Source organism: Pseudomonas sp. NPDC007930, assembly GCF_042958985.1.
Taxonomy (GTDB): Bacteria; Pseudomonadota; Gammaproteobacteria; order Pseudomonadales; family Pseudomonadaceae; genus Aquipseudomonas.
This window is the reverse complement of the sequence record NZ_JBIBKC010000006.1, coordinates 173,965-197,265: the sequence shown is the minus strand read 5'-3', so window position 1 is coordinate 197,265 and position 23,301 is coordinate 173,965. Positions and strand designations below refer to the sequence as shown.

The following is a 23,301-nucleotide window of genomic DNA, read 5'->3' as shown; positions in this document are numbered from 1 at the left end:
ATTCATTTCACGGTTTCATCCGGGCTGTTGCGGTTTATCGCGCCAGTGTTACCGCCTACCGTGATGCTGTACATCCTTGATGAGGTATTCACCATGAGTAACACCTGGTTGATCACTGGTGCCTCGGCAGGCCTTGGCCGGCTGATGGCCGAACGCGTGCTGGCCCGCGGCGACCGCGTTTTCGCCACCCTGCGCCGGGAAGGGGCGCTGGATGACCTGGCCCAACGCTACGGCGCGCAATTGCGCGTGCTGCCCCTGGAACTGACCGACACCCCGGCCCTGCGCGCCGTGGTGGCCCAGGCCTTCGCCGAAGCCGGGCGGATCGACGTGGTAGTCAGCAATGCCGGCTACGGGCTGTTCGGAGCCGCCGAGGAGGTGAGCGATGCGCAGATCGAGCGGCAACTGGCGACCAACCTGCTTGGCTCGATCCAGTTGATCCGCGCGGTGCTGCCCTACTTGCGCGCCCAGGGTGGCGGGCGGGTGGTGCAGGTGTCGTCGGAAGGCGGGCAAATCGCCTACCCCAACTTCAGCCTGTACCACGCCAGCAAATGGGGCATCGAGGGCTTCGTCGAGGCGGTGGCCCAGGAGGTGGCGCCGTTCAACATCAGCTTCGTGATCGCCGAGCCCGGCCCCACCGCCACCCAGTTTGGCGCCAGCCTCGACCACGGCACGCCGCTGCCGGAATACGAAGCGACCCCGGCTGGGGCCTTACGCCGGGCCATTGAAAGTGGCGCGTTTGCCATCAAGGGCGATGCCGGCAACACCGTGGCGGCGATCATCGCCGCCGCCGATGCCGAACGGCCGCCGTTGCGCCTGGTGCTGGGCAGCACGGCGTATGCGTCGGTCAGCGAAGCGTTGAGGGCACGGTTGAGTGCGCTGGAGGCGCAGCAGGCGGTGGCGTTGAGTGCGGACCGTTGAGGGGGTAGGTTCTGTGGGCTCTGCTGATGTCGTGCATGAGCTTTAGGGCCTATCGCCCGGCACAGCCGGCCTCCCACGGGTTCTGTGTTGCCAAGTAAATCAAGTACTTGCACAAATCTGGTGGGAGGCCGTGGTCCGGCACTCCGGCTGTGCCGGGCGATGGGCCCTTCGCCCGGCACACTCCCTAACAGATGAGGGGGTGTACTGAACTGAAATCTGGTGTCCCCGGCAGGAATCGAACCTGCATCTGAGCCTTAGGAGGGCCCCGTTCTATCCGTTGAACTACAAGGACGTTGGCGCCGCAATTCTGGCAGTTTTGCCCAAGCGCTTCAACCACTTGCGCGCGGCCCACTGGATTGCCTGGGCGGGGCGTCAAAGAACGGGAAATCCAGGCAGTGGCAGAACGCCACAGTCAAAATCATGCATTTTGCATGGCAGCCATTCGGGCATCTTGCAGAATGCACGTCACACGCCTTTCAAAATCACTTTAAGTAATTGATTTTAAAGGCTTTATTTGGCAATCAAGAGCTGGCATGGCTTCTGCTGTAGTACTGGCTCTCGGACAACACTTCGCGACCCCGGTCGCCCTGCGGAGCCCACGCCATGAATGCCACCCTCTTCGCGCTGAACGCAATGGCCCTTGCCGCTCTGCTGTCGTGCCACTTTCTTTCCGACCGCAACGATGCCGCGCTGGTTCATATCGATACCGACCACTGGGTACAACGCCCAGTCGCGCAGCGCGCAGGCATGCCGACACAACACATTCGTGCAAGCGTGATACAAGAGCGTGCTGGCAACGTTGAGCACATGGAGATGGCGCAGCCCGCGCCGGTTGAACGCTACACTTTTTGAAGGAACGTAAACGATGTCCAGATCAGCCGTGGTTTTTCTGATCGCCAGCGCCTTGAGCCTGCTCGGCGCCCTCCTCGCCTCCCCGGGCACCACCAGCGATGGTCGCGTGCTGTTGTTCGCCGGCAGTTGCTTCGCGGTGTTGTTTATCCTGGCGCTGATTCGCGGCAAACGCTTTCGCTTCGACCCTCAACTGCGCTGATGCGCATTTTCCACTAGCAGCAATAGGCCAGCAACGCTATCCTCAAGCCGGCCCGAGTTGTCCAGCCGCTGGATACCGGCACCGGCAGCCCACTGCCCCGCTTCTTCATTCAATTGTTCATGCCGGCGCAAACGCTGTTCGATCTGGGCATTGTCTTCGCGCCCGCGGCGCAGCAAGCGTTCGCGCAATACCGCCGTATTCACCGTCAGCAGTATCGGCAGCAGCCTTGGGTAACGCCCCAGGGCCTGCGGTAGCGCGCCCCGCGAACCATTGACCAACACCCCCGTACCCGCCGCCAGGCAGGCATCGATGCTGGCCGGGATGCCGTAATGCAAGCCATTGGCCTGCCAGTGCAGGGCAAAGGCCCCCTGGGCGCGCAAGCGCTCAAAGCCAGCCTCGTCCACGCCCAGGGCGCATTCGCCGACAGATTCGGCCGAGCGCGTGATCACCCGTTGCACCACTTCGATACCGCGCTGTGCCAGCACTGGCCGGGCGGCGTCTATCAGGGTGTCTTTGCCCGCGCCAGACGGGCCCATCAGGTAGATCAGCGTGCCAGGTTGCATTTCGTCAGCCTCTGGGTGGGAAACTAGCGATTGGCCGGTTTGCCACTATGCTCAAAATAAGGAGCTGGAGTGATATCTACCCGCCATGACGCCCCGGTAATATCAGCCCCGTTACGTTCTGTGACCGGCATCACGCATGGATCGCCCCGTTTTTTCCAACCAGTACGCATTTTCAGACATTAGGTACTGGCACTGCGCCTTTATTCGGGCCACTATTTGTCACAGAATTGACGCCAATACTACGGCGCCCTCAGGCATCCTAGAGGCCTGAGCAGACAATTCAGGTTGAACATTTGGCAAAATGCCTTGTCATATCGGCATTCTGCGGCCAACTTTTCCGAGAAACCGCTTTCCCTGAACTCAATCGGTAATCCTATGCGCCCAATGAAACAGGCAGTCTATTCCAGCCGTACCGCGGACAAATTCGTCGTCCGCCTCCCTGATGGCATGCGCGAAAACATCGCCGAGGTTGCGCGCAACCACCATCGCAGCATGAACTCGGAAATCATCGCCCGCCTCGAGCAAAGCTTGATTCAGGAAGGCGCCCTCGGCGAAGAGCTGAGCATGCGCCTCGACAGCCCCGAGCTGAGCCTGCATGAACGTGAGCTGCTGCAGCGCTTCCGCCAGCTCAGCCACCGCCAGCAGAACGCCCTGGTCGCGCTGATCAACCACGATGTGGAAATGGCCGCCGAAGCCGAGTGATTGGATGAGTAAAACCCACGGCCCTGCCTCCGTGGGTGTGCTGCAGGTGTACAGGCTGAGGGCCCTTCGCTTGGCGAAGGGCCAGCCGTTTACATCAGGAACACCGTCGCCAACCCCAGGAAGATGAAGAACCCGCCACTGTCGGTCATGGCGGTGATCATCACGCTCGAGCCCATCGCCGGGTCGCGGCCGAAGCGGGCCAGGGTCATGGGGATCAACACCCCCATGAACGCTGCCAGCAGCAGGTTGAGGGTCATCGCGGCGGTCATCACCACCCCCAGCGACCAGCTGTCATACAGCAGCCAGGCGACCACGCCGATCACCCCGCCCCAAATCAAGCCATTGAGCACCGCCACGCCCAGCTCCTTCTTCAACAGGCGCTTGGTGTTGCTGTTGCCGGGGCTGACTTGGTCCAGCGCCATGGCGCGCACGATCATGGTGATGGTCTGGTTGCCGGAGTTGCCACCAATCCCCGCCACGATCGGCATCAACGCCGCCAGCGCGACCAGGTGGGCGATGGAGTCTTCGAACAGGCCGATCACCCGCGAGGCCACGAACGCCGTGACCAGGTTCACCGCCAGCCACGACCAACGGTTGCGCAGCGAGCGCCAGACCGAGGCGAAGATGTCTTCTTCTTCGCGCAAGCCGGCCATGTTGAGCATTTCGCTTTCGCTTTCTTCACGGATCAGGTCGACCATCTCGTCGATGGTCAGGCGGCCGATCAGGCGGTTGTTCTTGTCGACCACCGGTGCCGAGATCAGGTCATAGCGCTCGAAGGCCTGGGCCGCCTCATAGGCGTCGGCGTCGGGGTGGAAGGTCACCGGGTCGCTGGCCATCACCTCGGCCACTTGCTTGTCTGGGTCGTTGACCAGCAGCCGCTTGATCGGCAGCACGCCCTTGAGCACGCCCTCGCCGTCGATCACGAACACCTTGTCGGTGTGCCCCGGCAGCTCGCGCAGGCGCCGCAGGTAGCGCAGCACCACCTCGAGGGTCACGTCTTCGCGCAGGGTGACCATCTCGAAGTCCATCAGCGCGCCGACTTGGTCCTCCTCGTAGCTCAGCGCCGAGCGCACGCGCTCGCGTTGCTGGGCGTCGAGGCTTTCCATCAGCTCATGGACCACATCGCGCGGCAGTTCGGGGGCGAGGTCGGCGAGTTCGTCGGCGTCCATGTCCTTGGCGGCGGCGAGGATCTCATGGTCGTCCATGTCGGCGATGAGGTTTTCCCGCACCGCGTCGGAGACTTCAAGGAGGATGTCGCCGTCGCGCTCTGCCTTGACCAGCTGCCAGACCGTCAGGCGGTCGTCGAGCGGCAGGGCTTCGAGGATATAGGCGATGTCGGCCGAGTGCAGGTCATCGAGCTTGCGTTGCAGCTCGACGAGGTTCTGCCGGTGCACCAGGCTTTCTACCCGTTCCTGGTGCTGGCCTTCCTGGCGGTGGGTGAGGTCTTCGACGACCTTTTGCCGCTGCAACAGCTCTACCACCTGGGCAAGGCGGTCTTGCAGGCTGTCCTGTAGTTTCTTGACTTCTACTTCGGTCATAAGCGTGCTCCACTCCCAGCAGTGGACCACGCCGGGAGATCAATCGATCAATGCTGTGTAGGCGAAACGCTGTAGTGAGGATCTACTGGGTAAGTCCATTGGAAACGATTCCAGAGCCCCGGCGGGGCAGACGGCGGCCATGATACCTGCTTGGTTACATTTAGGGTTAAAAAAAACCGCGCTAAACAAGTGTTTGCGGCCAAGAGTTAACGCCGCTTGCCAGGCTGGCGTTCACATGCGGTAAAACCTCTGTACTGCCCCTCCCCCCACCGGGCACTAGGCTGAGCAGCGCAACGGTAGACCACCGCGCCAGGGAGGGCGTGCCATGCGTACCAAGGTTTTTTTGATTGCGCTGTTATTGGCCCCGGGTGCTGGGGCCAAAACGTTCCAGCGTTGCCTCGATGCCCAGGGGCACCTGACCTACACCTACACCCAGTGCCCCGGCGGCGCTGAGGGCATTGACCACCGCGCCCACAACCCGCCACCGGGCAGCGTGGCGCCCCGCCAGGCCAAGCCGCCAGCGCGGGCCGCGGCGCCGCTGGTGGTGGTCGGCGAACGGCCCAAGGCGGAAAAAACCCAGCCCGCGCCGCAGCCACGCAAAAAGCCCAAGCGCCCGGTGCGGTACCGGCCGAACACACCGTGAGGCGTTCAGTCGTCGGCGTTAGGGTCCAACCCCGGGAACAACACCTCGGTGTAGCCAAAGCGGCTGAAGTCGGTGATGCGCGAGGGGTACAGGCGGCCGATCAGGTGGTCGCACTCATGCTGCACCACCCGTGCATGGAAGCCATGGGCAACCCGCTCGATCAGCTCGCCCTCGGGGGTGAGCCCTTCGTAGCGGATGCGCTGAAAGCGCTCTACCACCCCGCGCAGCCCCGGCACCGACAAACAGCCTTCCCAGCCTTCTTCGAGGGTAGGCGCCAGCGGCGTGATCAACGGGTTGAGCAACACCGTGCGCGGCACCGCTTCGGCTTCGGGGTAGCGCTCGCTGCGGTCGAAGCCAAAAATCACCAGTTGCAGGTCGATGCCGATCTGCGGCGCGGCCAGGCCCACGCCGCCCACGTGTTCCATGGTTTCGAACATGTCCTGGATCAGGCTGTGCAGCGCTTCGCTGCCGACCATCTCTTGCGGCACCGGCGGGGCGACGCGCAGCAGGCGCGGGTCGCCCATCTTGAGGATCTCGCGGATCATGCCTGGCCTCCCGGCTCGGTCTTGCCCAGCGGGTGGGCATGGCCATCGCCGTCGGCGCCTTGGGCGGCCACGGCTTCGGCACTGGCCGGCACGCCTTCCTCGCGCTCGCCCTTGTCCTTGCCTTCGGCCGACATGTGCTCTATCACCGCGTTCATCTCCGCGCCCAGCAGCAACACCGCGGCGGAAATATAAAAGAACAACAGCAGCACGATGATCGCGCCGATACTGCCGTACATGGCGTTGTAGTTCGAAAAGCTCTTCACGTAGATGCCAAAGCCCACTGAGGCGGCAATCCATACCACCACCGCCAGCACCGAGCCCGGGGTGATGAAGCGAAATTCCTGTTTAACGTCGGGCATCACGTAGTAGATCAACGCCACGGCCATCATCATCAGGATGATCACCAGCGGCCAGCGGGCGATGGCCCAGACGGTGATGATGATCTCTTCGATACCGATGCGCTCGGCGATCCAGGTCATCACCTGCGGCCCCAGCACCATCAGCGCCGCGGCCGACAACAGCATGCCGGCGATGCCCACGGTGTACAGCACCGACAACGGCAGGCGCTTCCACACCGGGCGTTGCTCAGGCACGTCGTAGGCGGCGTTCATCGCGCTCATCAGCAGGCGCACGCCGGCCGAAGCGGTCCATAGCGCCACCAGGATACCGAACGACAACAGCCCGCCCTGGGACTGCTGCAACTGGTCGATCACTGGGTTCACCTGGTCCAGCGCCTGCGGTGGCAGCACCAGCGAGGCTTGGGTGCGCAGCCAGCCGAAGAAGTCGGGCAGGTGCAGAAAACCGATCAGGGCGATCAGGAACAACACGAAGGGAAACAGCGAAAACAGCATCTGGTAAGCCAGTGCCGAGGCATAGGTGGGCATTTCGTCGTCAACGAATTCCTTGACGGTTCTGATCAGCACTTTGCTCAGCGGCAATTGCTTCATGTGCGGAAAGATCATCGTGTTCCCTCGCCTTACCCCTCTGGGAGTTTCAATATCCAATGCCCATATAGCACAACGGCCACCCCGAGGATGGCCGCTGCGCCTGGATCAAAGCCAACGAAGGGTATCAGCGGTCTTTGCTGACAGCATCCTTTACTTTGCCTTTGGTCTGTTGGGCTTCGCCTTTCAGCTCCTGGGCTTTGCCCTTGGCCTGGGTTTCGCGGTTACCGGTCACTTTACCAGCCGCTTGCTTGACGTTGCCGGCTGCTTCGTTGGCCATACCTTTGATTTTATCTTTGGTGCCACTCATGGGTCAGACTCCATTTTGCTGATTGAATGATTTCAATCGACATAGGGTTGACCCAACGCTTCGGTGTGGAGTTTCAACCGTTTGCGGGCCCGAAAGGCTTGCCGACGAAGGGTTGTGTCAGGGAAGTTCAATCCGATCGTCGAGGATCACCAGCTTGCCTTCCTTGTACAGCGCGCCGATCGCCTTCTTGAAATTGCCCTTGCTGATGCCGAACAGGTCGGCGATGGCCTGCGGGTCGCTTTTGTCGCAAACCATCAGCGTGCCGCCGGCGGCCTGGCATTTGTCGAGAATCTGTTCATGCAGCGTACGGCTGGCCTGCACGCCCGGCGGCTGCAGGCTGAGGGCGATCTTGCCGTCGGCGCGCACTTCACGGATGTAGCCCGGCTCGCGCGAACCGCTGCGCAGGAACTTGAACACCTCGTTCTTGTGGATCAGCCCCCAGTGGCGGTTGTCGATGATGGCGTTGAAGCCCAGGTCGGTCTTGCCGGTGACCAGCAGGTTGACCGCCTGGCCGGGCTTGTAGCTGGCCGGGGTTTTGTCGAGGTAGCGGTCGACCTTGGCGCTGGCGGTGATGCGCCGGGTGCGGGCGTCGAGGAACACGTGCACCACGGCGTAGTCGCCCACCTTGAGCTGGCGTTTTTCTTCGGAAAACGGCAGCAGCAGGTCTTTGGGCAGGCCCCAGTCGAGGAACACGCCGATGGCGTTGACCTGCACCACCTTCAGGCTAGCGAATTCGCCCACCTGCACCTTGGGCTTGAGCGTGGTGGCCAGCAGGCGGTCTTCGCTGTCGAGGTACACGAACACGTTCAGCCAGTCTTCGACCTCGCACGGCTCGCCCTTGGGCAGGTAGCGCTGCGGCAAGAGGATTTCGCCGTCGGCGCCGCCGTCGAGGTACACCCCGAAGTCCGTGGTCTTGACTACCTGCAAGCTGTTGAAGCGACCCACCAAAGCCATCATCGATACCTATTTTGCGAAGGCGCGCATTCTACCCCAGATCGCCGCGCGCGCCTGCACCGTGACCGGCGAAGGGGGCAAAAGTGCGACCCTTCGTCACTGTTGGAACGAAAATCGACGAGCGGTGGTCCGATCGGCGAATTGCCGGGTATCCTCGGACGCGTCTATGACGGGCTTGATGGCCCGGCCACCGTTAGCCGTTGCGAGCACCACGCAGCCGACTCCAACGCCCTGGGCGCCTTTCAAGGGAGTGAAGCATGCTCAGCCGATATTTGCCCCCGCGCCGCCAAGTGGCGGCGCCGCTGTTTCTGCTGGCCCTGGCGCCAGCCGCCCACGCGCAGTTGATGCAACGCGAAATGGGCGATTTCGACCTCACCCTGGGCACCACGCCGTCGCGCACCATGGCCCAGGGCCTGGTCACCCCGAGCACCGGCACCGCGGTGCACGGCGGGCTCGACCTCACCCACGACAGCGGCTTTTACGTCGGCCAGTGGGCCCCCAGCTTGGGGCTGACCAGCACCAGCACGCTGGAGGTCGACTCCTATGCCGGCTACAAGCGCAAGCTCAGCCCAGCGCTGGGCTATGAAGTGGGGGTGATGAGCTACACCCGGCCCAAGGTGGTCGATGGCGACAGCCACGAACTGTACGCCGGCCTGCGCCTGCTCGGCACGCGCTTCGGCGCGGCGCTGAGCGAAGCGATCGGCTCGCGCGCCAGCACCCTGTACGCCGACTTCGGCGCCCTGCCGCTGCTGAACCTGGGGTTGTCGATGAAGGTCACCAACTACCAGCTGAGCACCCCGTACGACGTGGGCGACGGTAACCTGGTCAGTGGCTACAACGACTGGTCGATGACCCTCACCCGCCCCTACCGCGGGGTGGACCTCGACTTCACCTACACCGACTCAGACCTCTCCGGCGGCCGCTGCGCGGCGTATGCCGGGCACAACCCCGAGTGCGGCGGGACCTTCACCCTGAAGGCGGTGCGGTCGTTTTTCTGAGTGCTGTGCCTGGCTTCAGGGCCTATCGCCCGGCACAGCCGGCCTCCCACGATTTATGTAACTACTTGATTTACGAGACAACACAGAACCCGTGGGAGGCCGTGGTCCGGCACTCCGGCTGTGCCGGGCGAAGGGCCCTTCGCCCGATCAAAGCACTGAAACCCTCACCACCGCATCCTCCCGCCCGCGCAGCGCATCGCTCAGGGTGGTGCCCAGCCCCGGCGCGGTCGGCGGCAGCAGGAAGCCATTTTCCAGCACGGGCAGTTCGGTGACGATCTCCTGGTAGAACCCCGCCAGGTAGGCCCGCACCACTTCCTGGAAAATCGCGTTCGGGCACGACAACCCCAAATGCAGCGAAGCCATCAACACCACCGGCCCGGTGCAGTCATGGGGGGCGATGGGCTTTTGGTAGGCCTCGGCCATGCCGGCGATCTTCTTCGCTTCGCTCAAGCCGCCGCACCACGACAGGTCGAGCATCACGTAGTCCAGCGCATCGGCCGCCAGCAGGTCGCGAAAGCTACTCCGGGTGGCCAGGGTTTCGCTGCCGCACACCGGCAAACCGCTGAGCCGGCGGTAGTCGGCCAGGGCCTGCACGCTGTCCATCTTGATCGGGTCTTCGGCCCAGAAAATATCGTACTGCTTCAGCTCGCGGGCGATCGCCAGGGCGCTGGTGGTGTTCCACAGCGAGTGGAATTCGCACATCACTTCGATGCGGTTGCCCACTGCCTTGCGGATTTTCTCGAACGGCTCGACCGCCTTGCGGATGTCGGCGCTGGAAATGAACTGCCCGCCGGTGGGCAGCGCGAAGCTATCCGCCGGCCAGATCTTCATGGCGCTGTAGCCCTCTTCGATCAGGCTGTAGGCGAGTTCGTCCGGGCATTCGATAAAGGCCACCTGGTCATCGTAGCGGCCAGCCACCTTGGCATCGCCCTTGGCGATGGTGCGGCGCTGCTCGCCGCCGGTGTTGAAGTTGCCGCCGGCACAGGTGTTGTAGGCGCGCATGCTGTCGTGGGCCAGCCCGCCCAGCAGTTGCCACACCGGCTTGTTCACCGCCTTGCCGAACACGTCCCAGAGGGCAATATCCAGCGCCGAGGCGGCGCGGGTCTCCACCCCCGAGCCGTTGAAGCCCAGGTAACCGCGCAGCAGCGCCTTGTTGTGCCGTTCAATCTGCAGCGGATCTTTGCCCAGCAGCATGCCGGCGGAAATCGAATGGATGTAGGCCTCTACCGCCTCGGCACCGCGGAAGGTTTCGCCCAGGCCAACGATACCCTCGTCGGTGTGCACTTCGACCCACAGCAGGTTGGGCCAGGCTTTGATGCGGGTGGTCTGGATCTTGGTGATTTTCATGAAAGCGGCCTCAGTTGCCGGCAACAACGTTATGCAAGGGTTCACCGCGCGCCAGGCGGTCGATGTTCTGGGCGATCAGGCGGTAGCGGCGTTCGAACAGGCCGTGGGTCCAACCCGACACATGGGGCGTGCAAAAGGCATTGGGCAACGCTTCGAAGCGCTGGCTGGCCGGCTGCACGTTGTCGCCCTCGCCGGCCGGGTACTGGTACCACACATCGAGAAACGCCCGGGCAATGCGCTGGGCCTTGAGCGCCTCATACAAGGCCGCCTGGTCGACCACCGCCGCGCGGGCGATGTTGATCAGCACCGCGCTGGGCTTCATCGCCGCCAGTTGGGCGGCGCCGAACGAACCGCGGGTGTGGGCGTTGAGCGGGCAACTGAGCACCACGAAATCCGCCCGCGGCAACTGCGCCAGCACCTCGGCTTCGGTGTAGGCCTCATCCATTGGGCCTTCTACCCGGCCGCCCTGGGCGCGGCTGGAGATCGCCACCACGCGGATGCCAAAGGCCCGGGCGCGCACCGCCACCGCCTGGCCGATGCGGCCGAAACCGATGATCAACAACGTTTTGCCGTACAGCTCACCACGGGGCTGGCGGCCCAGGTAGGCCTGGGCGAAGGTGTCGCTGTTGAACGCCGCGCCGACGCTGGCCAAGGCAATCTGGTGCTCGAGCAGGCAGGCCATGGCGTATTCGGCCATGGGGATTTCATGCTCGAACACGTTGCACACGGTGCAGCCGGCCGGCAGCGCGGCGAAGTCCACGCCATCGAGGCCGGCGCCGGGCGCGTGCAGCAGGCGAAAGCGCGGGGCCGGGGTACTGCGCTTGAAGCGCATCGCCACCAGCACGTCGGCGCCGTCGATCTGGTCGTCCCATTCCGGCGACTCGTGGGCCTCGCGGGGCAGGGCCACGAAGGTGGCCGGGGTCGCCAGCTCGGCGGCGAGTTCCTGTTGGTGGGTGGCGGCTTCGCCGACCATCACAATCTTCATGGGTACTCCTGGTTCAGGCAGGGGGTCAGTGGGCCGAAGGCTCGCCGACCACGGACGTTTTCAGTTGCAGCCGCTGGATCTTGCCGACCAAGACCAGGTAGCAGAGGATCGCCCCCAGGGCGTGGGCGGCAATGAACATCAGGGCGATGGAGAAGTTGCCGGCATCGCTGACCAGGTAGCCGATGATGATCGGCGTGATGATCCCGGCGATGTTGCCGAAGCCGTTGAACAGCGAGCCGGCCAGGCCTGAGGCTTCCTTGGGCACCACATCGCTCATCACCCCCCAGCCCTGGGCGCCGAAGCCCTTGCCGAAGAACGACGCGGCCATGATCGCCACCACTAGCCACTCGGTTTGAATGTAGTTGCAGATGATCATCGTGGTGCACAGCAGCATGCCGGCCACCAACGGGATCTTGCGCGCGGCGCTGAGCGAGTAGCCGCGCTTGAGCAGCCAGTCCGACACCACCCCGCCGAGCACGCCGCCGAGAAACCCGGCAATCGCCGGGATGGCCGCCACGAAGCCCGCCTTGAGGATCGACATGCCGCGGTCTTGCACCAGGTAGATCGGGAACCAGGTCAGGAAGAAATAGGTCAGCGTGGTCACGCAGTACTGGCCGAGGAAGATCCCCGCCATCATCCGGTTGCTGACGATTTCGCGAATCGCCGGCCAGGTTTGCACACTGCCCTGCTCGCCCTTTTTACGCTGGGTGTTTTCCGCGCTGTCCATGTCGACCACGGCGCCGCCGGCGACGATGTAGTCCAGCTCGGCCTGGTTCATCCGCGGGTGTTGGCGCGGCGCGTGGATCACCTTCAGCCACACCAGCATCATCGCGAAGCCCAGGGTGCCCATCAGCAGGTACACGTACTGCCAGCCGAATTCCTGGGTGATCCAGCCCATCAGCGGGGCGAAGATCACCTTGGCGAAGTACGAGGAGGAGGTAAACAGTGCCGAGGTGGTGCCGCGCTCCGAGGCCGGGAACCAGGTCGCCACCACCCGGCTGTTGGCGGGGAACGCCGGGGCCTCGGCGATGCCGATCAGAATCCGCAGCACGAACAGCGCGGCGATGCCCACCGCCGCCGGCAAGCCGATGACGAAGCCCATGGTGAAGGTCAGCGCCGACCACAGGCCAAAGCTGACCGCGTACACCCGCTTGGAGCCGTAACGGTCGAGCAGGCGGCCGCCTGGGATCTGCGCCAGCACGTAGGTCCAGGCAAAGGCCGAGAACAGGTAGCCGAGGGTGATCGAGCTCAGGCCCATGGTCTGCTGGATCGCCACGCCGGTGATCGACAGCGTGGAACGGTCGGCGTAGTTCATCGCGGTCATGAAGAACAGCATCGCCATGATGCCGTAGCGCACGCGGGTGGCCTTGAGGGCCGTGGCGTGCTCGAGAGGTTTGGTATCGCTACCATTTTCTGCCGCCGAAGCGTGCGCGAAAGTCTTGGACATGGCTGGGCCCTGGGCTCGGTGTTGTAGTTGTTGTAGGCTTGGTGCTCGATGGTAACGCAACCATCTTTAGGTAAATCTAGCGCGTGTTGGGGGTGTTGCGCAAGCCTCGGGGCCTTTAAACCGTACTGCCGCGCTGCACCAACTCAAAGCCGATGTCAGTGATCACCGGTGAGGTTTCATCCCCGTTCAAGCGCGCCAGCAACAGCGCCGCCGCGGCCTGGCCCATGCGCTGGCCGTCGATGCGCACGGTGGACAGCGGCGGGAAGGTGTGGGCGGCAAAGGCCATGTCGCCAAAGCCGATCACCGCCAGTTGCTCGGGTACCCGCAGGCCGCGGGCGGCGGCTTCGGTGAGCACGCCGTGGGCGATGGTGTCGGAGGTGCACACCACCATCAGTGGCCCGCCGCCCTCGCCCAGGCCCTCCTCGAGCAGCCGCGCCAGGGCCTCGCGGCCCTGGGCCAGGCTCGGCAGGCCGTCAAAGCTTTGCAGGCTGGCCAGCGCCACGCCGCCCACGGCCAACGCCTGGGCGAAGGCCTGGCTGCGGCGGGTACCGCGCGGGTCGCCAACCTTGACCAAGGCGAAGCGCCGGTAACCCTTGCCGAGCAGGTGCGCCGCCAGCTGCTCGCCCACCTGCTCGTGGGCAAAGCCCACCAGCATGTCGATGGGGTTGTCGGTCAGGTCCCAGGTTTCGACCACCGGCACGCCACTGGCCTTGAGCCGGTGGCGGCTGCCTTCGGTGTGCAGGGTACCGGTGAGGATGATGCCGTCGGGGCGGCGGCTGAGGATCACCTCGAGCAGCTCTTGCTCGCGGTCGGCCTGGTAGCCGCTCATGCCCAGCAGCACTTGGTAGCCGGCGCTGGCCAGGCGCTCGGCGATGGCCTGGAAGGTGTCGGAAAAAATCGGGTTGGTCAGCATCGGCACGATCACCGCCACCAGCCGGCTGCGGTTCGAGGCCAGCGCCCCGGCCAGGCGGTTGGGCACGTAGCCGGTCTGCTCGATGGCCTTGAGTACCTTGCTGCGGGTGGCGTCGCGCACTGCGTCGGGCTGGTTGAGCACCCGCGACACGGTCATCGGCGCCACGCCCGCCAGGCGGGCGACGTCGATCAGGGTTACGCCGCCGGTTTGCCGGCCGCTGGGGGACTTGTGCGCCATCAGGGGTTTTGCCGAGAAAGAAGCGCATCCTACCGTGTGGCCGCGGGCCTTGCCAAACGCAGCGGCCAGGCACACCCTTTGCTAGGTGATAGGCTTACGCCGGTTTTCAGGACACCCCATGTTTTCAACGATGTTTCGCCGCCGCGGCGCCCGCGTGCTGGCCAGCCTGGCCGTGATCAGCGCGCTCGCCCTGCCCTACGGCTGCTCGCGCCTGGCCTACAAAGAGCGCGAGCTGATCTTCCGCATCGAACCCGGCACCGCCAGTTGGTTCAGCGGCCTGCCCGCGGGCGTGCAGCAACTGAACATCCCGCTGCAGAGCAACACCAGCAGCAGCCAGTACATCCACGCCTGGTGGTGGCCGGCGGCGCAGCGTAACGCCCCGGCAGCGCTGTACCTGCACGGCACCCGCTGGAACCTCACCGCGCAATTGCGGCGCATCACCCAACTGCGCGAGCTGGGGTTTTCAGTGCTGGCCATCGACTACCGCGGCTTTGGCGAAAGCCCCGGCGACCTGCCGTCCGAGCGCACGGTCTACGAAGACGCCCAGGCCGCCTGGCAGCGCCTGGTGCAGTTGCAGCCCGATGAGCAAAAGCGCTTCATCTACGGCCACTCCCTCGGCGGCGCGATCGCCGTGGACCTCGCCCAGCGCATCGGCGACGGCGAGCAGCCCAAGGCCGCCGGGCTGATCATCGAGTCGACCTTCACCAACATGGGCGACGCCGCCCAGGCAGTGATCAACACCTCGCTGCCGGTGCGCTGGCTGCTGTCGGAGAAATTCGACTCGATCGACAAGATCCCTCACATCGCCATGCCGGTGCTGATCGTCCACGGCACCGACGACAAATACGTGCCCGACCGCTTCAGCCAGGCCCTCTACGCCGCCGCCAGCAAGCCCAAGCAACTGCTGCTGGTGCCCGGCGGCACCCACAACAACAGCATGATCATTGGCAGCGATGAGTATGCCAAGGCGTTGCGGGAGGTGTTTGGGGTGGGGGCCCAGGGGCAGTAGCGGCTGGCCCCTCGCCCGGCACAGCCGGCCTCCCACGGGTTTTGTATTGCCTGGTAAATCAAGGGTTTACATAAACCTGGTGGGAGGCCGGCTGCGCCGGGCGAAGGGCCCTCTAACTTCACACACCGCCCTCCGGAACGCCCCCCATGGATCCACAGTCAGTTGTTCATCTCCCCCTGAGCACTGCCCCCATGGACAAGCACCCGCCCGAAGCCGAACAGGACCAAACCCCCGGCCTGTCGGCCGATGAGCAACAGGAAGCCGACGAAAAACAGATGCCCCGCGCCGCGGTGCTGCACGAAATCATCCGCGCCCAGGGCGACCATGAACTGGAGCGCAGCATGGCGGCGTTGTTCTGGTCGGCGCTGGCCGCGGGGTTGACCATGGGGCTGTCACTGATGGCGATGGGGTTGCTCAATTCGCGCCTGCCCGCCAACGAAGCCAGCCACGTGATCGCCAGCCTGGGCTACAGCGCGGGCTTTCTGGCGGTGATCCTGGCGCGCCAGCAGTTGTTCACCGAGAACACCATCACCGCCGTGCTGCCGGTGATGACCCGCCCAACCCTGCTCAACTTCGGCCGCCTGGGGCGGTTATGGGGCGTGGTGCTGATCGGCAACCTGGCCGGCACCCTGCTGGTGGCCTACGTGATGCTGCGCCTGCCAATTTTCGACAGCAAAACCGACGCGGCCTTTCTCGACATCGGCCGCAAGGTGCTGGAAAACGCCCCCGGGCAGATGTTCGCCAAGGGCATCATCTCGGGCTGGATGATCGCCACCATGGTGTGGATGATCGCCGCCCTCGACCAGGCGCGGATCTGGATGATCATCATGGTCACCTACCTGATGGCTCTGGGCGAATTCACCCACATCGTGGTCGGGTCGCTGGAGGTGAGCTACCTGGTGTGGGCCGGTGAGGCGAGCTGGCGCGACTTCCTGTTGCAGTTCGGCGGGCCGACGCTGGCGGGGAACATCATTGGCGGGAGTTTCATCTTTACGCTGATCAGCCATGCGCAGATCAGGAGTGACCAGCCCTCAGGGGCAACCGAAGAAAAAAGCGCTAAGCGGTAAGCCATGGCAAGCGGCGCACCACTTGCCGCTTGCCGCTTGCCACTGCCCCCTACTCAATCCGCCAGCTGGTCCCACCCTTGCCATCTTCCAGCACCACCCCCATCGCCGCGATCTGGTCGCGAATCCGGTCGGATTCGGCCCAGTTCTTCTCGGCGCGGGCGGCCAGGCGTGCCTGAATCAGCGCGTCGACCTCGGCCGCATCGACCTTGGCGCCGGCGCGCAAAAAGGCATCGGCCTCCAGTTGCAGCACACCCAGCACGCTGCCCAACTCACGCAGGCGGCCCGCCAGGCCAGCCGCGGAGGCGGCGTCTACCTCGCGCAGGCGGTTGATCTCGCGCACCAGGTCGAACAGCACGGCGCAGGCCTCGGGGGTGCCGAAGTCGTCGTTCATCGCCGCGGTAAAGCGCTCGACGAACGCCTCGCCGCCGGCCGCCGGCGCCTGCGGCAGGCCCTTGAGCGCGTTGTAGAAGCGGTCCAGCGCGGCCTTGGCGTCGCGCAGGCTCTCTTCGGAGTAGTTGATCGCGCTGCGGTAGTGGCTCGACACCAACAGGTAACGCACTGTTTCCGGGTGGTACTTCTCCAGCACGTCACGGATGGTGAAGAAGTTGTTCAATGACTTGGACATCTTCTCGCCGTTGATGCGGATCATCCCGCAGTGCATCCAGCGCTGGGCGTAGAGCTTGCCGGTGGCCGCCTCGCTCTGGGCGATCTCGTTCTCGTGGTGCGGGAACTCCAGGTCGCTGCCGCCGCCGTGGATGTCGAAGGTGTCGCCCAGGCAGCAGGTGCTCATCACCGAGCACTCGATGTGCCAGCCCGGCCGGCCCTCGCCCCACGGCGACGCCCAGCTCGGCTCGCCCGGCTTGGCGGCCTTCCACAGCACGAAGTCGAGCGGGTCTTCTTTGGCCTCGCCCACTTCGATGCGCGCGCCGATGCGCAGGTCTTCGATGCGCTTGCGCGACAGCTTGCCGTAGCCCTGGAACTTGCCGACGCGGTAGTACACGTCGCCATTGCCGGCGGCGTAGGCATAGCCCTTGTCGATCAGGGTCTGGATCATCGCGTGCATCCCGGGGATGTGCCCGGTGGCGCGCGGTTCCTGGTCGGGGCGCAGGATGTTCAGGCGGCCTTCGTCTTCGTGCATCGCGGCGATCATCCGCGCGGTCAGGGCCTCGAAGCTTTCGCCGTTGGCCTGGGCGCGCTGGATGATCTTGTCGTCGATGTCGGTGATGTTGCGCACGAAGGTCAACTCATAGCCGCTGTAGCGCAGCCAGCGGTTGACCAGGTCGAAGGCGACCATGCTGCGGCCGTGGCCAAGGTGGCAGTAGTCGTACACGGTCATGCCGCACACGTACATGCGCACCTTGTTGCCATCGAGCGGGGTGAACACTTCCTTGGTTTTGCTCAGGGTGTTGTAAACGGTCAGCACGGCCGGTCAGCTCCAGGAATCACGCAGGGTTACGGTGCGGTTGAACACGGGCTTGGCCGCGCTGTGGTCACGCAGGTCCGCACAGAAATACCCCTCGCGCTCGAACTGGAAGCGGTCTTCAGGCGCCGCCTGGGCCAGCGACGGCTCGGCGCGGCAGCCGCTCAACACCTGCAGCGAGCCCGGGTTGATGTTGTCGAGGAAGGTGCCGCCCTCGTCGGTTTTTTCCGGGTTCGGCGAGCGGAACAGGCGGTCGTACAGGCGCACTTCGCATTCGACCGATGCGGCCGCCGGCACCCAGTGGATCACGCCCTTGACCTTGCGGCCCTCGGGGTTCTTGCCGAGGGTGTCGGCGTCGTAGCTGCAGCGCAGCTCGATGATGTTGCCGGCGGCGTCCTTGATCGCCTCGTCGGCGCGGATCACGTAGGCGCCGCGCAGGCGCACTTCGCCGCCCGGCTCCAGGCGCTTGTAGCCCTTCGGCGGTTCTTCCATGAAGTCGTCGCGGTCGATGTACAGCTCGCGGGCGAACGGCAGTTGGCGGTTGCCCAGGTCGTGTTTCGGGTGGCGCGCCAACTCCAGCGTTTCAACCTGGCCCTCGGGGTAGTTGCTGATCACCACCTTCAGCGGGCGCAGCACGCACATCGCCCGCGGGGCGTTGTGGTCGAGGTCTTCGCGGATGCTGAACTCGAGCATGTTCATGTCGACCACGCCGTCGGAGCGGTTGGTGCCGATCATTTCGCAGAAGTTGCGGATCGACGCCGGGGTGTAGCCGCGCCGGCGAAAGCCCTGCAGGGTGCTCATGCGCGGGTCGTCCCAACCGCTGACGTGGCGCTCGTCGACCAGTTGCTTGAGCTTGCGCTTGCTGGTGATGGTGTAGTTCAGGTTCAGCCGCGAGAACTCGTACTGGCGCGGCTTGCACGGCACCGGCAGGTGCTCGAGGAACCACTCGTACAGCGGCCGGTGGCCTTCGAACTCGAGGGTGCAGATGGAGTGCGTCACGCCCTCAATGGCGTCGCTCTGGCCGTGGGTGAAGTCATAGTTGGGGTAGATGCACCATTTATCGCCGGTTTGATGGTGGTGGGCGTGGCGGATGCGGTACAGGATCGGGTCGCGCAGGTTCATGTTCGGCGAGGCCATGTCGATCTTGGCGCGCAGCACGCGGGCGCCGTCTTCGAATTCGCCGGCCTTCATGCGCGCGAACAGGTCGAGGTTCTCGGCCACCGAGCGCTCGCGGAACGGGCTGTTCTTGCCCGGCTCGGTGAGGCTGCCGCGGTACTCACGGGCCTGCTCGGGGGTGAGGTCGTCAACATAGGCCTTGCCGGCCTCGATCAGGCTGACCGCCCAGGCGTGCAACTGGTCGAAATACTCGGAGGCGTAGCGCACCTCGCCATTCCAGTTGAAGCCCAGCCATTGCACGTCGCTTTTGATCGCGTCGATGTATTCCTGGTCTTCCTTGGCCGGGTTGGTGTCGTCGAAGCGCAGGTTGCACACGCCACCGAATTCCTGGGCCAGGCCGAAGTTCACGCAGATCGACTTGGCATGCCCGATGTGCAGGTAGCCGTTGGGCTCCGGCGGGAAACGGGTCACGATGGCCGTGTGCTTGCCCGCGTCCAGGTCAGCCTGGATGATCGGCCGCAGGAAGTTGGTGGGAACCACAGGCGCCTTGGCGGCTTGGGTGTCGGCGGTTGGCTTGCTCATAGAATCCTTGAATACGGGTGTGCCGGCTGGAACAAAGCGCTTATCATAGCCCAAGCTGTCAAGGCACCGACAGGCCGGCGCTGCATGGCACTGGCTCAAACCGTTTTTTCGACAAGAGTGATTTTTATGGCAACCGTCAAACTGACCACCAACCACGGTGAAATCGTCCTCAAGCTGAACGCCGAGAAGGCGCCGGAAACCGTGGCCAACTTCGTCCAGTATGTGAAGGAAGGCCATTACGACAACACCATCTTCCACCGCGTGATCAACAACTTCATGATCCAGGGCGGCGGCTTCGCGCCGGGCATGGAACAGAAAAAAACCCGCGCCAGCATCAAGAACGAGGCCAACAACGGCCTGAAGAACACCAAATACAGCATCGCCATGGCGCGCACCTCCGAGCCGCACTCGGCCTCGGCGCAGTTCTTCATCAACGTCGGCGACAACGACTTCCTCAACCACAGCCAGCCCACGATGCAAGGCTGGGGCTACGCGGTATTCGGCGGCATCGACAAAGACGACAGCGCCAGCCAGGAAGTGGTCGACAAGATCAAGGCCGTGAGCACCGGTTCCAAGGCCGGCCACCAAGACGTACCGAAAGAAGACGTGATCATCGAGAAAGCCGAGATCATTGAGTGATCCTGCTGATCTCCGACTTGCACCTGCAGGAAGAACGCCCGGACCTCACCCGGGCGTTTTTTGCTTTGCTCGAAGGCCGCGCCCGCGGCGCCGAGGCGCTGTACATCCTTGGTGATTTCTTCGAAGTGTGGATCGGCGACGACGCCATGTCGCCGTTCCAACAGTCGGTCGCCACCGCGCTCAAGGCCCTGGCCGAGCGCGGCACGCGCATCTACCTGATGCATGGCAACCGCGATTTCTTGATCGGCCGGCGCTTTTGCCGCGCGGCCGGTTGTACCCTGCTGCCCGACCCCAGCGTGGTCAACCTGGGCGGCGAGCCGGTGCTGCTGATGCACGGCGACACCCTCTGCACCCGCGATGAACAGTACCAGCGCATGCGCCGGGTGCTGCGCAACCCGCTGGTACGCTGGGTGCTCGGCCACCTGCCGCTGGCCACCCGGCAGAAGCTGGCGCGCAAGCTGCGCCGCGAAAGCCGCGCGCAAACCCGCATGAAGGCCACCGACATCATCGACGTGACCCCCAGCGAAGTGCCGCGCGTGATGGCCCGCCACGGCGTGCTCACCCTGGTCCACGGCCACACCCACCGCCCTGCCCTGCACAAGCTGCAGCTCGGCGCCCAACCCGCGCGGCGCATCGTGCTCGGCGACTGGGAGCGCCAGGGTTGGCTGCTGCAGGTGGAGGGCGGCCAGTGGCAGTTGGAGCCGTTCGACATCGCGCCTGGCGCCTGAACGCCTTCGAGCGCTTCAGCCTTGCCCTCCCCGGAATCGCCGCACGTCAAAAGCCCCGTAATCTCGCGGGTAGTTATAGGCGCCTAACCACGGCGAATCAGCCATCTCGGCGGCGTTGGTGGTGAACAGCATCTGGCCTCGCTGATGGGGCACCAAGGTGTAGGAGAGGTCGATGAGGGGGTTGAGGTCGGCCCATTGAATCGCCTCGCCGTTGTATGCACGCACCGGCCGCCCGCTGAGCCGGTGAATACCCGCGCCGAATGCTTCCCGGCCGGGGCTGAAGCTATCAGCGCTGTGGCAAATGACCAGATGGATCTGGCTGGCGTCATCCAGCACACGGCGTGACGCGGGTGTTGAACCGAAAAACCGCCAAGCTTCGTCGGGCGCCAGTAGTTCACCATGGACCAGCATCCGCCCCTCCAGGCCGTGGGCGATGACCTCCATCGTTCTGCCGGGCCCCATGCCCACTACAACCTCCGGCGCAAGCGGGGTTGCCCAAAGCGTGCGCAACGCGGCCTTGTCTGGGCGGCCAGTGATCAGGCGGCCAAGTTTGCCGAGCTGTTTGCCGATCTGTTCAACCCCCCGGCCGGAAGGGTCCCAGCGCCCGACTGGCTCAGCGTTGGCGTAAGCGTACGCATTGATGCCACCGGCCCCGAATGGGCTGTATGCATCCGCCGCCAGTAAGCGCCTTAGCGTAGGGGAGTACCCACGCCGCCCCTGCCCCAGCAGATACAGCCCGCTGCCAGGCTCGCGCCACAGGCCATTGAACGCGGCGGCTGCCCGCCTGGCCGGCCCATAACCAAAGGCATCATAGTGCTGAAGCAGCCCATTGCGGTGAAGCACGGTGCCAGAGGCATGGGTCGTGACGAGCATGGGTAACCTCCATCAACAGGGGCTCGCACCCACTATAACGGCCCTGTATAACCCAACCACCTAGTAAGGTTGCCAGGTTTGCAGGCTGGGGCGAAAATCAGGCCCGCCTCAATCCGGGCAGCAGGCCCAACCTACTCCGCTGCCCCCCCCAGGCCACCTTCAGGAGCCCCCCTTGCCCACCAATATCATCACCCGCGAAGGGCACGACACGCTCAAGGCCGAGCTCGACCACCTGTGGCGGGTGTACCGCCCGGAAATCACCCAGAAGGTCGCCTGGGCCGCCTCGCTGGGCGACCGCAGTGAAAACGCCGACTACCAGTACAACAAAAAGCTGCTGCGCGAGATCGACCGCCGCGTGCGCTACCTGCGCAAGCGCCTCGAAGACGTAAAAGTGGTCGACTACGCCGCCGAACAGGAAGGCAAAGTGTTTTTCGGCGCCTGGGTCGAGATCGAGAACGACGACGGCGAGCAGAAGACCTTCCGCGTGGTGGGCTATGACGAAATCTACGGCCGCAACGACTACATCTCGATCGACGCGCCCATGGCCCGGGCCTTGCTGAAGAAGCAGGAGGGCGATGAGGTGACGGTGCAAACGCCCACCGGCGAGGCACTGTGGTATGTGAACCGGATCTGGTATGGGGCCAAGGCTTAGGCCTGGCAAGGGCGCGCATGGCCTGGTGGGCCCATCGCCCGGCACAGCCGGCCTCCCACGGGTTGTGTATTGCTTCGGAAATCAATGACTTACACAAATCTAGTGGGAGGCCGGCTGTGCCGGGCGAAGGGCCAGCGGCCTCAACCAAACCCCCCAGCCAGTTGCTCGCGCAAATACCCCACCAACGCACTCACCGCCTTCGGCACATGCAAGGAATACGGCCGGATCAGGTGGATCTCATCGGAAAACGCCCCACGCAGCCGCCACGGCGCCAGCACCCGCACCAGGGTGCCTTGGGCCAGCCCGGCCTGGGCGCTGAAATCCGGCAGCAAGGCAATGCCCAGGTGGTTCAGCGCGGCATCGCGCAGCGCTTCGCTGTTGTTGGTGGCGAAGCAGCCGGTGATCGGCACGGTGATGCGCTCCGGCTCGGCGTGGCCGCGGCGGGCCTTTTCGAAGGTCCAGGCCGGGGCGTCGGCGTTGCGCGGGTAGAACAGGCAGTTGTGCTGGGCCAGTTCCTCGGGCCGTTTCGGCTCGCCGGCGTGGGCCAGGTAGTCGCGGGTGGCGACCAGCACCGAGTGGGTGTCGCAGAGCTTCCAGGCCACATGGGTTTCCGGCACCTGGAAGCCATGGCGCACCGCCAGGTCGTAGCCCTCGGCGGCGATCGAGCTGATTGCATCGCTCACATCCAGCTGGATGCGCACCTCGGGGTACGTCCGCAAAAAGCCCGCCAGCCGCGGCACCAGTTGCTGGCGCGCCAGCGCCACCGGCGCGGTCACCCGCAATAGCCCGCGCACGGCGCCGGCGGAATCGCGCACCTGGGTAAAGCTGCGGGCGATGTGCGCGTAGGCGCTGCGCACCTCGCGGGTGAGCGAGGCGCCGGCGTCGGTCAGGCGCACGCTGCGGGTGGTGCGCATCACCAAGCTCAGGCCGGTGGCTTTCTCCAGGTCGATGATGCGCTGGCTGACCGCCGACTTGCTCACCCCCAGGCGCTGCGCGGCCGCGGTGTAGGTGCCCTGCTCGGCCAGCACGGACAGCCAGTGGATGTGCGTCCAGAGGGCTTCGATTTCGGTTTTTTCCATCGGCGGATTGTTCAGTAATCAGGACAATGATTTCAATTTTT

The 23,301-nt window shown here is 64.5% G+C and carries 25 protein-coding genes and 1 tRNA gene; 11 read left to right on the top strand and 15 right to left on the bottom strand.

Annotated elements, in window-relative coordinates; genetic code table 11:
* Positions 1 to 93: 93 nt before the first annotated feature.
* Positions 94 to 918 (top strand): SDR family oxidoreductase, encoded by an 825-nt coding sequence (locus ACFZCE_RS15210; RefSeq protein WP_390940352.1) that lies wholly within the window; start codon positions 94 to 96, stop codon positions 916 to 918.
* A 217-nt stretch (positions 919 to 1,135) separates the two neighbouring features.
* Here ACFZCE_RS15210 and ACFZCE_RS15205 read toward each other — a convergent pair.
* A tRNA-Arg gene (locus ACFZCE_RS15205) sits at positions 1,136 to 1,210 on the bottom strand.
* Between the two features lie 311 nt (positions 1,211 to 1,521).
* Here ACFZCE_RS15205 and ACFZCE_RS15200 point away from each other — a divergent pair.
* Both ACFZCE_RS15200 and ACFZCE_RS15195 read left to right on the top strand, forming a co-directional pair.
* Complete coding sequence (locus ACFZCE_RS15200; protein WP_390940350.1) at positions 1,522 to 1,770, top strand: hypothetical protein; 249 nt, start codon at positions 1,522 to 1,524, stop codon at positions 1,768 to 1,770.
* A 13-nt stretch (positions 1,771 to 1,783) separates the two neighbouring features.
* The gene (locus ACFZCE_RS15195) at positions 1,784 to 1,969 is read left to right on the top strand and encodes a PA3371 family protein (RefSeq protein ID WP_390940348.1); all 186 of its coding nucleotides are present in this window, start codon (positions 1,784 to 1,786) and stop codon (positions 1,967 to 1,969) included.
* On the opposite strand, the gene phnN is transcribed toward ACFZCE_RS15195, so the two are convergent.
* Positions 1,957 to 2,532 (bottom strand): phosphonate metabolism protein/1,5-bisphosphokinase (PRPP-forming) PhnN, encoded by a 576-nt coding sequence (gene phnN / locus ACFZCE_RS15190; RefSeq protein ID WP_390940346.1) that lies wholly within the window; start codon positions 2,530 to 2,532, stop codon positions 1,957 to 1,959. The two genes, ACFZCE_RS15195 and phnN, sit on opposite strands and share 13 nt — an antisense overlap.
* A gap of 375 nt (positions 2,533 to 2,907) precedes the next feature.
* Here phnN and ACFZCE_RS15185 point away from each other — a divergent pair, with 375 nt between their 5' ends.
* On the top strand, positions 2,908 to 3,234 hold the full coding sequence (locus ACFZCE_RS15185) for an Arc family DNA-binding protein (protein WP_390940344.1): 327 nt from the start codon (positions 2,908 to 2,910) through the stop codon (positions 3,232 to 3,234).
* 89 nt (positions 3,235 to 3,323) lie between these two features.
* Here the strand turns inward: ACFZCE_RS15185 and mgtE are convergent, their stop codons facing one another.
* Complete coding sequence (mgtE, locus tag ACFZCE_RS15180; protein WP_390940342.1) at positions 3,324 to 4,772, bottom strand: magnesium transporter; 1,449 nt, start codon at positions 4,770 to 4,772, stop codon at positions 3,324 to 3,326.
* A 325-nt stretch (positions 4,773 to 5,097) separates the two neighbouring features.
* Between mgtE and ACFZCE_RS15175 the strand changes: the two genes are divergently transcribed.
* Positions 5,098 to 5,415, top strand: coding sequence for a hypothetical protein (locus tag ACFZCE_RS15175; RefSeq protein WP_390940340.1), 318 nt, complete (start codon positions 5,098 to 5,100; stop codon positions 5,413 to 5,415).
* A gap of 5 nt (positions 5,416 to 5,420) precedes the next feature.
* Here the strand turns inward: ACFZCE_RS15175 and def are convergent, their stop codons facing one another.
* From def to ACFZCE_RS15155, 4 genes are all read right to left on the bottom strand, one after another.
* A complete protein-coding gene (gene def / locus ACFZCE_RS15170; RefSeq protein WP_390940338.1) occupies positions 5,421 to 5,960 on the bottom strand; it encodes a peptide deformylase in 540 nt (179 codons plus the stop codon).
* Entirely contained in the window at positions 5,957 to 6,922 is a 966-nt protein-coding gene (locus ACFZCE_RS15165) for a YhjD/YihY/BrkB family envelope integrity protein (RefSeq protein ID WP_390940336.1), read from the bottom strand. Before ACFZCE_RS15165 ends, def begins: the two co-directional genes overlap by 4 nt.
* Positions 6,923 to 7,031: 109 nt before the next feature.
* Positions 7,032 to 7,214 carry a CsbD family protein gene (locus ACFZCE_RS15160; protein WP_390940334.1) on the bottom strand — a complete coding sequence of 61 codons (183 nt, stop codon included), beginning with the start codon at positions 7,212 to 7,214 and terminating at the stop codon, positions 7,032 to 7,034.
* Between the two features lie 117 nt (positions 7,215 to 7,331).
* A complete protein-coding gene (locus ACFZCE_RS15155) occupies positions 7,332 to 8,168 on the bottom strand; it encodes a S1-like domain-containing RNA-binding protein (protein ID WP_390940332.1) in 837 nt (278 codons plus the stop codon).
* Positions 8,169 to 8,425: 257 nt separating this feature from the next.
* On the opposite strand from ACFZCE_RS15155, the gene ACFZCE_RS15150 reads away from it, so the two are divergent.
* The gene (locus ACFZCE_RS15150) at positions 8,426 to 9,166 is read left to right on the top strand and encodes a TorF family putative porin (protein WP_390940330.1); all 741 of its coding nucleotides are present in this window, start codon (positions 8,426 to 8,428) and stop codon (positions 9,164 to 9,166) included.
* A gap of 147 nt (positions 9,167 to 9,313) precedes the next feature.
* Here the strand turns inward: ACFZCE_RS15150 and ACFZCE_RS15145 are convergent, their stop codons facing one another.
* From ACFZCE_RS15145 to ACFZCE_RS15130, 4 genes are all read right to left on the bottom strand, one after another.
* On the bottom strand, positions 9,314 to 10,513 hold the full coding sequence (locus ACFZCE_RS15145; RefSeq protein WP_390940328.1) for an enolase C-terminal domain-like protein: 1,200 nt from the start codon (positions 10,511 to 10,513) through the stop codon (positions 9,314 to 9,316).
* Positions 10,514 to 10,523: 10 nt separating this feature from the next.
* The gene (locus tag ACFZCE_RS15140) at positions 10,524 to 11,498 is read right to left on the bottom strand and encodes an NAD(P)-dependent oxidoreductase (protein ID WP_390940326.1); all 975 of its coding nucleotides are present in this window, start codon (positions 11,496 to 11,498) and stop codon (positions 10,524 to 10,526) included.
* A 25-nt stretch (positions 11,499 to 11,523) separates the two neighbouring features.
* Positions 11,524 to 12,840: a D-galactonate transporter gene (locus ACFZCE_RS15135; protein ID WP_390940633.1), complete on the bottom strand. Its 1,317-nt coding sequence runs from the start codon at positions 12,838 to 12,840 to the stop codon at positions 11,524 to 11,526.
* Positions 12,841 to 13,060: 220 nt separating this feature from the next.
* On the bottom strand, positions 13,061 to 14,095 hold the full coding sequence (locus tag ACFZCE_RS15130) for a substrate-binding domain-containing protein (RefSeq protein WP_390940324.1): 1,035 nt from the start codon (positions 14,093 to 14,095) through the stop codon (positions 13,061 to 13,063).
* A gap of 118 nt (positions 14,096 to 14,213) precedes the next feature.
* Here ACFZCE_RS15130 and ACFZCE_RS15125 point away from each other — a divergent pair, with 118 nt between their 5' ends.
* Both ACFZCE_RS15125 and ACFZCE_RS15120 read left to right on the top strand, forming a co-directional pair.
* Positions 14,214 to 15,104: an alpha/beta fold hydrolase gene (locus ACFZCE_RS15125; RefSeq protein ID WP_390940322.1), complete on the top strand. Its 891-nt coding sequence runs from the start codon at positions 14,214 to 14,216 to the stop codon at positions 15,102 to 15,104.
* 191 nt (positions 15,105 to 15,295) lie between these two features.
* Positions 15,296 to 16,171, top strand: a complete 876-nt coding sequence (locus ACFZCE_RS15120; protein WP_390940320.1) for a formate/nitrite transporter family protein — start codon at positions 15,296 to 15,298, stop codon at positions 16,169 to 16,171.
* 49 nt (positions 16,172 to 16,220) lie between these two features.
* On the opposite strand, the gene cysS is transcribed toward ACFZCE_RS15120, so the two are convergent.
* Both cysS and ACFZCE_RS15110 read right to left on the bottom strand, forming a co-directional pair.
* Positions 16,221 to 17,594: a cysteine--tRNA ligase gene (gene cysS, locus ACFZCE_RS15115; RefSeq protein ID WP_390940318.1), complete on the bottom strand. Its 1,374-nt coding sequence runs from the start codon at positions 17,592 to 17,594 to the stop codon at positions 16,221 to 16,223.
* Between the two features lie 6 nt (positions 17,595 to 17,600).
* Entirely contained in the window at positions 17,601 to 19,289 is a 1,689-nt protein-coding gene (locus ACFZCE_RS15110) for a glutamine--tRNA ligase/YqeY domain fusion protein (RefSeq protein WP_390940315.1), read from the bottom strand.
* 126 nt (positions 19,290 to 19,415) lie between these two features.
* Between ACFZCE_RS15110 and ACFZCE_RS15105 the strand changes: the two genes are divergently transcribed.
* Positions 19,416 to 19,928 (top strand): peptidylprolyl isomerase, encoded by a 513-nt coding sequence (locus ACFZCE_RS15105; RefSeq protein WP_390940313.1) that lies wholly within the window; start codon positions 19,416 to 19,418, stop codon positions 19,926 to 19,928.
* Complete coding sequence (gene lpxH, locus ACFZCE_RS15100) at positions 19,925 to 20,656, top strand: UDP-2,3-diacylglucosamine diphosphatase (RefSeq protein ID WP_390940311.1); 732 nt, start codon at positions 19,925 to 19,927, stop codon at positions 20,654 to 20,656. Before ACFZCE_RS15105 ends, lpxH begins: the two co-directional genes overlap by 4 nt.
* Before the next feature lie 15 nt (positions 20,657 to 20,671).
* Here lpxH and ACFZCE_RS15095 read toward each other — a convergent pair whose 3' ends face one another.
* The gene (locus ACFZCE_RS15095) at positions 20,672 to 21,529 is read right to left on the bottom strand and encodes an RHS repeat-associated core domain-containing protein (protein ID WP_390940309.1); all 858 of its coding nucleotides are present in this window, start codon (positions 21,527 to 21,529) and stop codon (positions 20,672 to 20,674) included.
* 172 nt (positions 21,530 to 21,701) lie between these two features.
* On the opposite strand from ACFZCE_RS15095, the gene greB reads away from it, so the two are divergent.
* The gene (gene greB, locus ACFZCE_RS15090; RefSeq protein ID WP_390940307.1) at positions 21,702 to 22,181 is read left to right on the top strand and encodes a transcription elongation factor GreB; all 480 of its coding nucleotides are present in this window, start codon (positions 21,702 to 21,704) and stop codon (positions 22,179 to 22,181) included.
* A gap of 140 nt (positions 22,182 to 22,321) precedes the next feature.
* Here the strand turns inward: greB and ACFZCE_RS15085 are convergent, their stop codons facing one another.
* Positions 22,322 to 23,260, bottom strand: a complete 939-nt coding sequence (locus ACFZCE_RS15085; protein ID WP_390940305.1) for a LysR substrate-binding domain-containing protein — start codon at positions 23,258 to 23,260, stop codon at positions 22,322 to 22,324.
* Positions 23,261 to 23,301: the final 41 nt, after the last annotated feature.

Coding starts and splice junctions, on each gene's coding strand:
- ACFZCE_RS15085 (WP_390940305.1), bottom strand. CDS start 23,260: ATGGAAAAAACCGAAATCGAAGCCCTCTGGACGCACATCCACTGGCTG.
- ACFZCE_RS15135 (WP_390940633.1), bottom strand. CDS start 12,840: ATGGCGATGCTGTTCTTCATGACCGCGATGAACTACGCCGACCGTTCC.
- ACFZCE_RS15175 (WP_390940340.1), top strand. CDS start 5,098: ATGCGTACCAAGGTTTTTTTGATTGCGCTGTTATTGGCCCCGGGTGCT.
- ACFZCE_RS15095 (WP_390940309.1), bottom strand. CDS start 21,529: ATGCTCGTCACGACCCATGCCTCTGGCACCGTGCTTCACCGCAATGGG.
- ACFZCE_RS15125 (WP_390940322.1), top strand. CDS start 14,214: ATGTTTTCAACGATGTTTCGCCGCCGCGGCGCCCGCGTGCTGGCCAGC.
- ACFZCE_RS15155 (WP_390940332.1), bottom strand. CDS start 8,168: ATGGCTTTGGTGGGTCGCTTCAACAGCTTGCAGGTAGTCAAGACCACG.
- ACFZCE_RS15195 (WP_390940348.1), top strand. CDS start 1,784: ATGTCCAGATCAGCCGTGGTTTTTCTGATCGCCAGCGCCTTGAGCCTG.
- ACFZCE_RS15165 (WP_390940336.1), bottom strand. CDS start 6,922: ATGATCTTTCCGCACATGAAGCAATTGCCGCTGAGCAAAGTGCTGATC.
- ACFZCE_RS15210 (WP_390940352.1), top strand. CDS start 94: ATGAGTAACACCTGGTTGATCACTGGTGCCTCGGCAGGCCTTGGCCGG.
- ACFZCE_RS15145 (WP_390940328.1), bottom strand. CDS start 10,513: ATGAAAATCACCAAGATCCAGACCACCCGCATCAAAGCCTGGCCCAAC.
- ACFZCE_RS15120 (WP_390940320.1), top strand. CDS start 15,296: ATGGACAAGCACCCGCCCGAAGCCGAACAGGACCAAACCCCCGGCCTG.
- ACFZCE_RS15130 (WP_390940324.1), bottom strand. CDS start 14,095: ATGGCGCACAAGTCCCCCAGCGGCCGGCAAACCGGCGGCGTAACCCTG.
- ACFZCE_RS15105 (WP_390940313.1), top strand. CDS start 19,416: ATGGCAACCGTCAAACTGACCACCAACCACGGTGAAATCGTCCTCAAG.
- ACFZCE_RS15200 (WP_390940350.1), top strand. CDS start 1,522: ATGAATGCCACCCTCTTCGCGCTGAACGCAATGGCCCTTGCCGCTCTG.
- ACFZCE_RS15150 (WP_390940330.1), top strand. CDS start 8,426: ATGCTCAGCCGATATTTGCCCCCGCGCCGCCAAGTGGCGGCGCCGCTG.
- mgtE (WP_390940342.1), bottom strand. CDS start 4,772: ATGACCGAAGTAGAAGTCAAGAAACTACAGGACAGCCTGCAAGACCGC.
- phnN (WP_390940346.1), bottom strand. CDS start 2,532: ATGCAACCTGGCACGCTGATCTACCTGATGGGCCCGTCTGGCGCGGGC.
- ACFZCE_RS15160 (WP_390940334.1), bottom strand. CDS start 7,214: ATGAGTGGCACCAAAGATAAAATCAAAGGTATGGCCAACGAAGCAGCC.
- ACFZCE_RS15110 (WP_390940315.1), bottom strand. CDS start 19,289: ATGAGCAAGCCAACCGCCGACACCCAAGCCGCCAAGGCGCCTGTGGTT.
- ACFZCE_RS15185 (WP_390940344.1), top strand. CDS start 2,908: ATGCGCCCAATGAAACAGGCAGTCTATTCCAGCCGTACCGCGGACAAA.
- ACFZCE_RS15140 (WP_390940326.1), bottom strand. CDS start 11,498: ATGAAGATTGTGATGGTCGGCGAAGCCGCCACCCACCAACAGGAACTC.
- def (WP_390940338.1), bottom strand. CDS start 5,960: ATGATCCGCGAGATCCTCAAGATGGGCGACCCGCGCCTGCTGCGCGTC.